General features: G+C 38.1%; 13 protein-coding genes. 6 read left to right on the top strand and 7 right to left on the bottom strand.

Features of this window, described 5'->3' with window-relative positions:
- Positions 1-58 precede the first annotated feature (58 nt).
- A complete protein-coding gene (locus tag ABXT71_RS12255; RefSeq protein ID WP_415371650.1) occupies positions 59-1,339 on the top strand; it encodes an NAD(P)/FAD-dependent oxidoreductase in 1,281 nt (426 codons plus the stop codon).
- On the opposite strand, the gene ABXT71_RS12250 is transcribed toward ABXT71_RS12255, so the two are convergent.
- From ABXT71_RS12250 to ABXT71_RS12240, 3 genes are all read right to left on the bottom strand, one after another.
- The gene (locus ABXT71_RS12250) at positions 1,336-1,698 is read right to left on the bottom strand and encodes a DUF2237 family protein (protein WP_415371649.1); all 363 of its coding nucleotides are present in this window, start codon (positions 1,696-1,698) and stop codon (positions 1,336-1,338) included. The two genes, ABXT71_RS12255 and ABXT71_RS12250, sit on opposite strands and share 4 nt — an antisense overlap.
- A 3-nt stretch (positions 1,699-1,701) precedes the next feature.
- The gene (locus tag ABXT71_RS12245) at positions 1,702-1,929 is read right to left on the bottom strand and encodes a hypothetical protein (protein WP_415371648.1); all 228 of its coding nucleotides are present in this window, start codon (positions 1,927-1,929) and stop codon (positions 1,702-1,704) included.
- A gap of 256 nt (positions 1,930-2,185) precedes the next feature.
- Positions 2,186-2,575, bottom strand: a complete 390-nt coding sequence (locus tag ABXT71_RS12240; protein WP_415371647.1) for an acyl-CoA thioesterase — start codon at positions 2,573-2,575, stop codon at positions 2,186-2,188.
- 90 nt (positions 2,576-2,665) lie between these two features.
- On the opposite strand from ABXT71_RS12240, the gene ABXT71_RS12235 reads away from it, so the two are divergent.
- From ABXT71_RS12235 to ABXT71_RS12225, 3 genes are all read left to right on the top strand, one after another.
- Positions 2,666-3,301, top strand: coding sequence for an NAD(P)H-dependent oxidoreductase (locus tag ABXT71_RS12235; protein ID WP_415371646.1), 636 nt, complete (start codon positions 2,666-2,668; stop codon positions 3,299-3,301).
- 258 nt (positions 3,302-3,559) lie between these two features.
- Positions 3,560-4,405: a GLPGLI family protein gene (locus tag ABXT71_RS12230; RefSeq protein ID WP_415371645.1), complete on the top strand. Its 846-nt coding sequence runs from the start codon at positions 3,560-3,562 to the stop codon at positions 4,403-4,405.
- 45 nt (positions 4,406-4,450) lie between these two features.
- Positions 4,451-7,165, top strand: coding sequence for a carboxypeptidase regulatory-like domain-containing protein (locus ABXT71_RS12225; RefSeq protein ID WP_415371644.1), 2,715 nt, complete (start codon positions 4,451-4,453; stop codon positions 7,163-7,165).
- 278 nt (positions 7,166-7,443) lie between these two features.
- Here ABXT71_RS12225 and ABXT71_RS12220 read toward each other — a convergent pair whose 3' ends face one another.
- The 4 genes from ABXT71_RS12220 to ABXT71_RS12205 form a co-directional block, all read right to left on the bottom strand.
- The gene (locus ABXT71_RS12220; protein ID WP_415371643.1) at positions 7,444-8,001 is read right to left on the bottom strand and encodes a T9SS type A sorting domain-containing protein; all 558 of its coding nucleotides are present in this window, start codon (positions 7,999-8,001) and stop codon (positions 7,444-7,446) included.
- A 333-nt stretch (positions 8,002-8,334) separates the two neighbouring features.
- Positions 8,335-10,110 (bottom strand): ABC transporter ATP-binding protein, encoded by a 1,776-nt coding sequence (locus tag ABXT71_RS12215; protein ID WP_415371642.1) that lies wholly within the window; start codon positions 10,108-10,110, stop codon positions 8,335-8,337.
- A 45-nt stretch (positions 10,111-10,155) separates the two neighbouring features.
- Positions 10,156-10,557, bottom strand: coding sequence for a hypothetical protein (locus ABXT71_RS12210; RefSeq protein ID WP_415371641.1), 402 nt, complete (start codon positions 10,555-10,557; stop codon positions 10,156-10,158).
- Positions 10,558-10,758: 201 nt separating this feature from the next.
- Positions 10,759-11,436: an SIR2 family NAD-dependent protein deacylase gene (locus ABXT71_RS12205; RefSeq protein ID WP_415371640.1), complete on the bottom strand. Its 678-nt coding sequence runs from the start codon at positions 11,434-11,436 to the stop codon at positions 10,759-10,761.
- Between the two features lie 209 nt (positions 11,437-11,645).
- Between ABXT71_RS12205 and ABXT71_RS12200 the strand changes: the two genes are divergently transcribed.
- Both ABXT71_RS12200 and ABXT71_RS12195 read left to right on the top strand, forming a co-directional pair.
- On the top strand, positions 11,646-12,314 hold the full coding sequence (locus ABXT71_RS12200) for a TrmH family RNA methyltransferase (protein WP_415371639.1): 669 nt from the start codon (positions 11,646-11,648) through the stop codon (positions 12,312-12,314).
- 202 nt (positions 12,315-12,516) lie between these two features.
- Positions 12,517-12,651, top strand: coding sequence for a hypothetical protein (locus tag ABXT71_RS12195; protein WP_415371638.1), 135 nt, complete (start codon positions 12,517-12,519; stop codon positions 12,649-12,651).
- The last annotated feature ends 54 nt before the right edge of the window (positions 12,652-12,705 follow it).

Here is a 12,705-nt window from a genome sequence, read left to right as displayed (position 1 = left end):
ATTAGAAAACAATCAAAGAAGAAAATAATAATCATTTTTATTTAGAAATCATACAGCAATGGATAGACAGGACTACAAAATACACATCATAGGTGCTGGCATAAGCGGACTAATAGCTGCGCGTGTTTTAGAAGATAATGGGTATAGTCCAGTTGTCATAGAGGCAACAGATCGCGTAGGTGGAAGAGTGAAAACAGATGTGGAACATGGATATCAATTAGATCACGGCTTTCAGGTGTTGTTAACGTCATATCCCGCCGCAAAGAAATATTTAAATTTCAAAGCATTAGAATTGCAACCCTTGCTGCCGGGCGCAACCATTTATAATAACGGCACCTCAAAAACCTTAGGAGATCCTTTAAGAAATCTTTCCTTACTCATCCCAACGCTCTTTTCTGGAATAGGAACGTTATCAGATAAAGTGAAAATATTGAAGCTAAATGGACTCCTAAAAAAAACCAAGCTCTCTGAGATTTTCACAAAGACAGAACTAACCACTTTGCAGTATTTAAAGGACTTTGGTTTTTCAGAAGAAATGATTACTAGATTTTTCAAACCATTTTTTAGTGGCATTTTTCTAGAACCGCAACTTAAAACATCTTCTAGAATGTTTGAGTTTGTTTATAAAATGTTTGGAGAAGGTTTTGCGGCAGTGCCAAAAGCTGGGATGGAGGCGATACCGCGACAGTTAAAAGAGAATTTAAAGCAAACTAGCTTTCGTTTTGACACCAAGGTAAAGGCTATTGAAGAGGATACTATTTTTCTTGCTGATGGTGCAAAACTAGAAAGTCATTTTACCATTGTGGCAACAGCCCCGAGTGCGCTGATCGCTAATCTGAGAAATCAAGAAACGAAATGGAAATCTTGCGATACCTTATATTTTGAAACAAATAGTCGCAACATTGAGAAACCAATTATTGGGCTTATCGCGGATGAAGATGCCCTTATCAATAATATATTTTATCATACAAGCGTCGAAACGAAATCTTCGGGTACAGGCGAATTACTCTCCGTTACTGTTGTAAAAGAGCATCGATTATCAAAAGAAGATTTAATACTTAAAGTAGAGGAAGAATTGCAGCAGTATTGCGATATACGAGTTCTTACCTTTATAAAACACTATTCAATTCCACAAGCGTTGCCAGCACTGAGTGGCTTGCATTATGAGATGCTTCCTTCGGAAACGCGATTGAATTCAAGAATCTTTCTTGGTGGAGATACGCAGCTTAATGGGTCGCTAAATGCAGCGATGATAGCGGGTGAAAGAGCAGCGCAAGGTATTATGGAAACACTCGTGGGTACCATAGCACCAGAAAGTCTTACGTCTGAATATAATTAAGAGGGAACTTTGTATTTTTTAAGAAGCGCTAGTGTGGTGTATTTTAAAGCCTTGTCAAGAGTAGCTTCAAGAACTATAGGAGGCGCGACGCCTGCTTTTTCAGCTTCTAACCATCTAGAGATGCACAAGCACCATTTAGAGCCTGCAATGAGTCCAGGAAATTGCCAATGTGGAATAGGGGTAGATAAATCGTTGCCTTTTAGCCTAGTATAGTTCAAAAAATCTGACGTCATAATCGCACATACAATATGTGTACCCGTATCCTGAGACATCGTACGGCAGTAGCCATCTCTAAAATATCCTGTAGCGGGATCCACACAGCACGGTTCAAGTGCTGTGCCTAAAACATTTAATTGCATCCCTTAAAACATTGGGTCTGGTCTTCCCTTTAAGCGAATTTCAATTTTCTTCTTCTTAGCAGTTAAACGTTTCATTATATCCATAATGTTAGTATCCTTAGATGACTTATACAGTTCATTTAAGGCTAGAATTAAACGTTTTGCTTCTCTTGAGGCGACTACTCTATCACTAGTAGACATATGTCTCATTTTTTCTTTCTCAAATTCGAGAGCTTCATTAATTAGGTCCATATTTCTTTAGTTTATTCTTGAGCGAATATAGTTAAACAAAAACGCAACTATAAGAATTATTTATTGTTTATAGTTATTACATCATTTAATAAGTTGATACATGCGCTGTTCATTATCAATAGAGATCATTTTATAGAGTTTTCAGCACTCAAATTAACTTCATCCCTACTGAAAGGTCCACACAAAAAAGCTAGATTTGCTATGTAAGAGTTATGTTTCAATGCGTTCTACTTAGTGCTACGTCCATTCAATAAAATTATCCTACAATCGTAATAGGCTTCATATCTTCACCTAACGCCACAAAAGTAAAGATCCCCGTCACGGCCTTACTTCGATCATAACTGTACATATCTTCCATAAAAATATCTACTTGCACGACGCAGCTTGTGACTCCAACTTTGGTCACTTTTGCAATGAGTTCTATGATACTACCTTGCGGTATAGGGCAAGTGAAGTCAATCTTATCTGTAGACACTGTCACAACTTTTTTTCTACTGAACCGTGTAGCACAGATAAAACTCGCCTCATCCATCATATGTAGGGCTGTCCCACCAAAGAGTGTATCATAATGGTTGGTTGTATTAGGGAATACGGCTTTAAAGATTCTGGTTTCGCTGCGTTTAATGAGAAGTTCTAGTTTTTCCATTTGGCTTATAGTTAAATAAAGACTAACGATGGATTTTCTGTATGTAGGAAGACCATTTAGTATTATTTTTGCAGCTCAAAGATACAGATTATGGCTTCGGAAATTATACGAAAATTACAATGGCGCTATGCCACAAAAAAGTTTGACGCAACCAAGAAACTCTCCCCAGAAAAACTGGATATACTCAAAGAAGCCTTTAATCTTACTGCGACTTCTTATGGGTTACAACCATTAAAAATGGTGATTGTTTCCGAAGATAAAATGAAAGAAGCCCTCGTCCCAATGACGATGAATCAACCACAAGTAAAAGATTGTTCTCACGTATTGGTCCTTTGTATTGAGACGACAATGACGAGCGAATACATTAAAAAATATTTTAATAAAATAGAAAAACTACGTAAAACACCTAGAGAAATTCTCGCACCTTTTGAGTCCTTCTTAACCACCTCCTTCTCAGAAAAAACCGAAACTGAAATTACTAGCTGGATGGTGAAACAAGCCTATCTTGCTTTGGGAAACCTATTAACGGTTTGTGCTATGGAAGAAATAGACGCCTGCCCGCTTGAGGGCTTTGACCCAAATAAATATGACGAGTATCTTGGTTTAAAAGAGTTAGGTTTAAAGTCTGTGCTACTGCTAGCGGTTGGGAGCCGATCAGAAGATGATATGTTTTCAGGGATGAAAAAAATACGCAGGGGTGTAGACCGCGTCGTGATTGAAATGTAATTTACTACTCGTGAAAAATAAGGTTTTCCTATAAAGTAGAAATTCATAAAGATGTTACATAAATAAAACGCCCTCCTAGAAAAGAGTCAAAGTATATTTCTGATAAACTTTCGTTTTGGTAAATTTATAAGAAATCTTCTATCTGCAAAACGTGCCAAATTTCGCAGAATATTTAGGATTGACTGTTAATCTTTTGATAATTAGAATTAAACCGTTTAGCTTTAGGTTAGATTTGTTCAACATTAATTTTTATTATTTATGAAAACATTCTTTATCACATTATCTACAATATTATGCTCATTTATACTGCTTGTATCCTTCAAGCCGAGCAATCAGGAGTTTCAGGGTCAGGCTTTTTATTTTTCAAAATCTAAAATGGAGTTAGGTAGCTGGGGTTCACGGATGAGTGAAGCACAAAAAAAGCAAATCCAAGGACGCTTAAAAAATAGACTTCAAAAAACATACGTGTTAAATTTTAATAAAGAAGCTTCTGTTTTTAAAGAAGAAGACCAAATGGATGCCATCTCTGGAGCAACAGACTCTTGGGGAAATAACTTTGCAAGAGGAGATCAGTATAAAAATGTGAAAGAAAATAAGCTAGTACAAAGCCAAGAGTTTTACGGTAAAAAGTTTTTGGTAAAAGATAAACTCCAAGCGATTGACTGGAAGATGGGATCAGAATCGAAGAAAATAGGACAATATATGACCTTTAAAGCAACGGCGTCTATACCCACATCAGAACTTACTTGGTATGATTTTTCCTGGGGTGATTTAAGAGAGGCACCCAAAGAGAAGACTTCAGATTCTATTGCTGCAGTGCTAGAAGAACCTAAAGTAAATATGACAGAAGTAGAGGCTTGGTATACGCTACAAATTCCAGTGCGTCACGGTCCTGCAGAATATTGGGGACTTCCAGGTCTTATCCTAGAAGTAAGTGCCGGCAATACCACGATGCTGTGTTCTAAGGTTGTGCTTAACCCAGAAGAAACACTCGAAATCGAACCTGCTGATAAAGGAAAAGAAATCGCTAAAAGTGACTACCAAGCGACGATCCAAGGAAAAATGATGGAAATGAGAGACAACCGCGGCAGAAGAAGAAACTAAGAGTAATTCCTTACATATTTATCTAACCACTAGTAAAAAAAGTCAATGAGAAATATAGTTTGTTTCGTACTCTTGCTGTGCGCTAGTAGCGCCTATGCTCAGATTAAACTTCAAGGCGTTGTGAGCGATAGCCTCAATGTACCATTAGAATTGGCAAACGTGGTTGCTATAAACGTTGCCACAAGTGGCCTAGAGGCTTATAGTGTTACCAGTGAAAAAGGTGCCTATTCGATGGATCTTGGTGCAAATGGTAGCTATAAAATACAAGTGAGTTATGTAGGAATGAAGACGTACGAAGTACTACTTTCTTCTGAGGAAACCAACATCACTAAAAATTACAGCCTCTTTATGGATAATGCCTTAGATGCGGTAGAGTTGACTTATGAAATGCCCGTAGTGGTAAGAGGTGATACCTTGATTTATAACGCAGATTCTTTTAAAGATGGAACGGAACGCAAGCTAGAAGATGTGCTGGAAAATTTACCCGGCGTCGAGATCAATGAGGATGGGAATATAGAGGTAGAAGGTAAGGTTGTGAACAAGTTGATGGTAAATGGCAAAGATTTTTTTGATGGTGACACCAAGTTAGCAACAAAAAACATTCCGTCAAACGCAGTCTCAAAAATTGAGGTCTTACGTAATTACGCTGAAGTAGGTCAACTTAGTGGCGTGCGAAATAACCAAGACAATGTGGCCATTAACATCAAACTCAAAGAAGGAAAAGAAAGTTTTTGGTTTGGTTCTGTAACGGCAGGAGCAGGTGTGGCTCCAGAAAATGAATTATATTTACTACAACCCAAGTTATTCTATTACAACCCAAAATACAGTATAAACTTTATAGGAGACCTGAACAATACTGGAGAAGCAGCACTCACACGTCGTGATATTAGAAGTTTTGGCGGTGGTTTTAGAGCACCAAGTAGCAGCAGTGGTACCAGCATCAATCTTGGGGATAACAGCCTTGATTTTTTGACCTCGCAGGCCAATGCCTTAGAAATTGAAAATCAATTAGCAACGGGTAATTTTAGTTACTCCCCGAATCCTGGGCTTGATTTGAGTGGATTTCTTATTTATAATAGCAGCCGGATTCTTTCTAGAGAATCACGTTTTGTGCAGTATACAAACCCAGATTTAAACATTCCAGATGAGGCAACGGAACAATCGAGTACAGAACGATCTAATCAAGGCTTATTAAAACTAAGTGCTTCTTACCAGCCCAATGCTAGCAATCAATTAGATTATGATATTTTGAGTCGCGTGTCTAATGATAGGCAAAATCAAAATGTGTTTTCATCGGTGATCGGCACGACTAGGCAAGTGGATGAGGTTACTCCTTACAGTGTAAACCAGAATATAAATTATTATTTCACCCTAAACGAAACAAACATCTTTGCTTTTGAAGCACAGCATCTGCTTAAAGATGAAGATCCATTTTACAGTGCTATTCTAGATAATAACCCTGATGAGGTGGATGCCTTTGATACCACGGCAGACGCCTTGGGTCTAGATACTTCTTTATCTACGTATAATTTAGGTCAGAACCGACGGATACAATCTAACCAACTGGATGCCAAACTAGATTACTATAATATCTTAAATGCAAAGAGTAATATCAATCTAACCCTTGGGACCATACTAAGTAGACAATCTTTTAATTCAAATATTTTCCAGTTTCTAGAGGATGGCTCGCGTTTTGATCCTATACCTACCTTTAATGAGGGCCGTGCAACAAACGATACAGAATATAATTTTAGCGATGTCTATCTAGGCGTACACTATCGAATTAAGAGCGGTAAGTTTACGGTAACCCCAGGATTCTCAGTGCACGCCTATGGTAATAATAACAGCCAGTTTGGAGAGACATTTAAAGATAACTTCTTCCGTATTTTACCAGATTTTGAAACGCGTATTCAGTTTAAAAAGAGTGAAGCATTAACATTACGATACGATATGCGTAATCAATTTACAGATGTAACTAGATTAGCACAAGGCTTGGTGCTCAATGATTATAATAGTTTACAATTTGGCGAGCCAGATTTACAGAATGCTTTATCACAAAATGTGAGTTTGTTTTACAGCAGTTTTAATCTTTTTAATTATACCAATGTATTTGCACGAGCATCTTACTCCAGTAATATGGATCAAGTGCGAAGCTTAACAAATTTTGAAAACGTGATCCGTACTAGTTCTTTTTTCAATTCAAATTTTGCAGATGAAAATGTGAATATCTCTGGGCGTGTGCAGCGTACCTTTGGGAAGATACGGGCCAGCATAAATACTGGTTTTAGATATAGTAAAATCAATCAATTTATTCAGGGTGAAAAGTCATTGAATGAGGGGTATACGCAGAGCTACACGCCAGGAATTCGCACTAATTTTAAAGTAGCGCCTAATGTAAATTTGAGATACCGATATAGTGTGATAAACAATAATCAAGGGAGCCGCAAGACCACCTTTGTTACAAACGCGCCCTCCATCGAGTTCGATGCGTATATTAAAAAAAGAGTCACGTTTCGTACTAATTACAGCTACACCAATCAAGACCTAGGTGACAGAACATCACAGTCTTTTCAAAATTGGGATGCAACGCTGGCCTATAGAAAAGATAGAGATGCAAAGTGGGAGTATGAATTAAAAGCAACGAATCTTTTGGACATAGATTCTCAAGTACGAAGTAATGCAAATGACGTTTCTGTTTTTACCTCGGAAACATTCATACAACCACGCTTTGTGACGTTTAGATGTACTTATACTTTATAAATTGCCTCTCTGAGTATAAGACTTTTATTGGCAACACTCAAAACGCGACATTTTAATAGCTTTACTTTATTTCGTAGGTATGTCATTAGAAGTTTTAATGTCTTGAGCCCACGTCCTTACATAAATTATCTGTCAATGGTCTATTACTTTATTTACTGCGTTTTTTTTGGATCAATGGTTGATCTAGCGTTAATTCATTTGTTAAATGAAGCGTTTAAAAATAAAAAAATGCCTTTGCTATTTAAACAAAGGCATTTCTATGAGGTGAAAATATGGTGCTAGTTTTTTATTAATCTTTTAATTGTTATTGCTTGATTGTTATATATGTGAAGCATATAAATACCAGAAGCAAGATCAGATACATTAATGGTTTGATTGCTATTATTGTCTTCTGCTATATGATGAGCAACTAATCTCCCATTAATATCATAAATGCGAATTCCTTCCAATTCGAAATTGGAGTTATTTTGAATACTAATAATAGCTGTAGCAGGATTAGGATATATGTTAAATAAATCTATTTGAGAAATGTTTTCCACTGATAATACGGGTAGTTCAAATTTGGAAATTCTTCCTGGGAATCTTTGAGTAATATATAAATCATTTTCATTTATTAAAGCTCCAAGTGGGTTTGTTATTCCTGTTATTACATTTGTTTTTGTGGGATTAGTTTCGCTAATATCTATTTTAGAAATTTTATTTGCACCATATTCTGCAATATATAAGTCATTTCCATTAAACACCATTCCATAAGGACCTCTTAAATCTGTTACTTGTGCGCTAATATTGATACTTAACAAAAGCATGATTAGAGTTATAATGTTAAATTTTTTCATAAAAAGTATATTTAAAGATTCTTGAAAGCAGTATTGCTCGAGATAAATATACTTGATCGGTAAAGCTTATTTTCTTTATACTTATCTAGTGGTATTTTTTTTATCTAGTGGTAATTTGAAAGTATGAATGGTTGATCAAACGGTAATTTATTTGAAAATGAAGGGTTTAAAATAAAAACACCTTTTGTTAAAGCATGGGAAATGTAGTGCCGCCCAAACGCCAACATATAAAAGGATGCTATTGATTTATCCAAAAAAAGCATATAAAAAAACCACTAAAATTATTCCTAAAAATCCTTAAAGTGGTCAATGAAAAGTGTAGATAAGGAACTGTTATATCTTAGCTTGGTATGTGTACAAATCAAAATACCTGCCCTCACTGGCAATCAAGGCATCGTGATTGCCACGTTCTGCAATCTTCCCGTTTTCTATCACCAAGATTTGGTCTGCCTTTTTAATCGTGCTCAGCCTATGGGCGATAATGATGGTAGTTCGGTCTTTAATGAGTTCGTTCAGTGATTTCTGGATCAAGGCTTCACTTTCTGTATCAAGATTAGAAGTGGCTTCATCAAGGATGATAATCTTCGGGTCTGCAAGTATGGCGCGTGCGATAGAGATACGCTGGCGTTGGCCACCAGAGAGTTTTACTCCACGTTCGCCAATTAGAGTTTCTAGCCCGTCTTCAAAACGGTCTGTAAACTCGTTTACATAGCCTGCTTTTACAGCGGCCTGCACTGCTGCTTCACTGGCATTGGGTCTGGCAAACATAATGTTCTGGCGTATGGTGCCTTCAAATAAGAACTCATCTTGCAATACAACACCTAGATGTTTACGGTAGCTGCTTAGTTTTACCGTTGTTAAATCTACTCCATCAATGCTTACCACTCCAGCTGTAGGTGTTAAAAAAGTAGCCGCCAATCCTGCCATGGTAGATTTTCCAGATCCAGAGCTTCCTACGAGCGCGATTACTTTTCCCGCTTCTACGTCAAGGTTCATACTGTGCAGTACATCTTTACCATTATCATAGGCAAAAGTCACGTTTTTAAATTCTAGGTGTCCTTTTATGCGGTCTAAGGTCACTGTGCGGTTTTGCATTTCTTCTTCTGGGACTATATTCATTAACTCTTCTGTTCGATCCAGACCTGCAAGAGCTTCGGTAAGTTGGCTTCCTATATTACTCATTTGTACAATAGGCGCTATCATCAATCCAAGAAACAGTGTAAACGAAAGAAATTGGCCTACGGTCATCGTGCCTTGTATCATAAAATAACCACCTATTCCCATAATACCCACAGAGGCAAGTCCCAATAAAAAAGTAGAGGAGCTAGACATAATCGCCGTAGCGATCAAGCTCTTTTTTACGTTTTGAAACAAGCGATCCACACCCTCTTCAAAACTTTTGTTCTCTTGCGCTTCCGCATTAAATCCCTTAATTACGCGAACCCCAGCCAAGGTCTCGGTTAAACGCCCGGTAACTTCCGCATTAATTTTTCCGCGGTTCCTAAAAATAGGACGGATGTATTTAAACGCTTTCAATGCCACTAAGCCAAATAAGGTGACCGGCAAAAACACAAACAAGGTCATCCAAGGATTAATCTTTATTAAAAACACAATAGAAATAACCGCGGTCAAAGTCCCGCCTACTAGTTGGACCAAGCCTGTTCCTATTAAATTACGAACACCTTCTACATCGTTCATAATACGGGATACGAGCGCGCCAGACTTTGTATTGTCAAAAAAGCTAATAGGCAAGGAGAGAACTTTTTTCTGCACCTGGGCGCGGAGTTCGCTAATAAGGTATTGTGCTTGTACACTCAATACTTTGGTTAAAAAGAAAGAAGTAATTGCTTGTACTAACAAGGCGGCACCCACAAAAATGAGCAGCTCTGTTAAGCCAGCTATATCTTTATTTGGGATAACGGTGTCGAGAAGCGCTTTAGATTTCCAAGGTAATACAAGACTTGCGAGACGGCCAATCACGATAAGGAGTAAGCCCACAAGTACAATATTACGGCGCGGCCAGATAATGGTCTTAAACGCAGAAAGCATAGTTACTTTGTTTTCTCGGTCTTTTTGTTTTGTAGTTGTTTTTTCAGAATAGTGTTGCATCTTACAAAGATAAATAGTCCCGATTTAACGGCATTGCAATTAACACTATCTGTTTGTAATCATGGAAATTATTTTTTCTGCTTGGTTTTTATAGCCGGCAGATCCTGTTGGTGTTTTCTGCTCAAGGATGATTTTTAATTCTAGGTGAATCCAGTCTATTTCTTTGCCTATGTGGTACAGGCAGATCGTGATGTGTGTGCGTGTGTGGGGCAAGCTACTTTTTTTGTCTGCTATGATCCAGTCAAAACTCGCCCCGACTAGGACCTCTTTATGTGCTGCTGTCAAAGGCGGTTTGACGTATTTCTTAGAGTTTTTATAATAAGCAAGGCATAGTTTTTCAGAGATATTTGCCAAGGGTCTTACTGTTTGGTCTTTCTTCGGAAATGTGATGCCTTTAAAAAATAAGTCCAGATGCGGGTACAGTAGGCTTAGGTTTCCCAATACCATAAACTCGAGTATTCAAGCGGCTTTGTGATTATTTTCTTCTTGTGTTTTGAGGTAGACATAATCAATTAATTCTGGCAAGGTCTCAGGATGTTTCATCACCCATTGCGCTCCCGCGAGTCTATTTGCTCAGTATGCTTTAGCGTAGTTCATATGATCAAGATTAGAAATTCGTCATTCTTTCTTTTGTATGTAAAATCCTCCTTAAAGATCATTAATCAATTTAAGTACCTTTTCAACGCCAGTAGTAGCGTTTTCGGCAATCACGGTGAGTTGCTTATTTGAAGAAAGTGAAGGATTAGGGTCTACAAAATAAAGCTTTGCGTAGGCAGGAGCATATTCCATTAAGCCAGCTGCGGGATAGACTTGCATCGAGGTTCCCACTATAATTAGGATTGCTGCATTTTCAACAATACCTATTGCTTCATCCATCGCGGGAACGGCCTCGCCAAACCATACGATATGCGGTCGCCATTGATGGCCTTTTTCGCAGCAGTCACCTAGCAGGATGTCTTTGTCCCAATGTTTTATGTTTTGGGCATTACCGGAGCTATGTGCTTTAAGGAGTTCGCCGTGGAGGTGGAGCACGTGTTTGTTTCCAGCACGTTCATGAAGGTCATCTACGTTTTGGGTTATAATATGAACGTCGTGATCCTCTTGCAGTCGCGCTAAAGCAAGGTGTGCTGCATTAGGTTGTACCTTCAGTAATTGACGTCTACGTTGGTTGTAGAAGTCAAGTACCAAAGCTGGATTACGAGCAAAACCTTCTGGTGTTGCTACCTCCATCACGTCGTGTCCTTCCCAAAGGCCATTAGAGTCTCTAAAAGTTTTTAGTCCGCTTTCTGCGCTCATACCAGCACCTGTTAGTATTGCTATTTTCATTACATTTTGATTATTGTCCTTGTATTCGCTAATATAGGAAAGCTCGAGTATTCCCTGGTCTGTTTAATATTTTCATTTTATAACTCACACGCTACTATCTTTTTCCAAGTACTCTAAAAGTGACAAAAAGATTTCACAACAATTAACCCTCCATCCATTTTTACATTGTCCCTTGTTTCCTTATTTTTAATCCTAAATTAAATTAAAAATTGGACATAGCATTATTAGAACATTTAAAAGGCTTCTTAACCGAAGAGCGCAAAGAACGATTTGACAAGATTCTCTGTGAGCGCACCAAGCATTTTACAGTGGTTGCAGAAGATGTATATCAGATTCATAATACCAGTGCCGTGATGCGGTCCTGTGATGCCTTTGGGATTCAAGACTTGCATCTCGTAGAAGAGCGCATCGGTAAAAGTGTGGATAAGGAGATTGCCATGGGTTCGCAAAAGTGGGTAACACTGCACCGGCATAATAACATGAATACTTGTATGGAAACCTTAAAGGCGCAAGGCTATCAGATAGTCGCGACCTCGCCGCATGCAGATGCTAGTTATTTACACGATTTTGATTTTACTAAAAAGAGTGCATTGTTTTTTGGAACAGAAAAAGATGGTTTGACTGAGAGTGTTTTAGAGCAAGCAGATGCCTTGATTAAAATACCAATGCATGGCTTTACAGAGAGTTTGAATATTTCGGTGTCTGCTGCGATCATTATGCAGTACCTAGTTACAAAGATGAAGCTGAGTGGTCTTGACTGGCAGCTTTCCGAAGAAGAAAAGCTGGAGCTCGAACTGCAATGGGCGAAGAACACTATAAAGAGTTACAAAAAGATCATCGACCGCTTTTACGAAACAAGAACCCTTAAGGAGCAATAGTATTTAAAATTACAACACCGTAGGCTGGTTTGAAATCCCTATAAATATTATGGACCGCGCAAAGCAGTTTTGTAAAAGCGTTTTTGATGTAGAAGTAAGGGTGTATTGATGGGCTGGCTGCCAAGTAACGGTAACGTCTATTGGGCTAAAGCAGCCCAACGAAAAAGGAACACTCGTTTATTTTAGTTGTGTAAACCTACAAGTGGAGTTAGACAGAATAGAAAACGCCGCTGGAAAAATAAGACAAGGCAAAACAGAGATCTCCCCAGACCATTGCAACATGGCTGTTATTATTGATAGCGAAGGGGATAGGATCCCGATGCACTCGAAGGAGTAAAAGAGTGTTTTATTAAGGGTGTAAGCATTGATTTGGGATAGCCTGAATATTTGC

Origin of the sequence: Patiriisocius sp. Uisw_047, from assembly GCF_047730165.1 — a bacterium.
Taxonomy (GTDB): Bacteria; Bacteroidota; Bacteroidia; order Flavobacteriales; family Flavobacteriaceae; genus Patiriisocius.
Note: the sequence above shows the minus strand (reverse complement) of the source record. Positions and strands in the feature narration are given on the sequence as shown.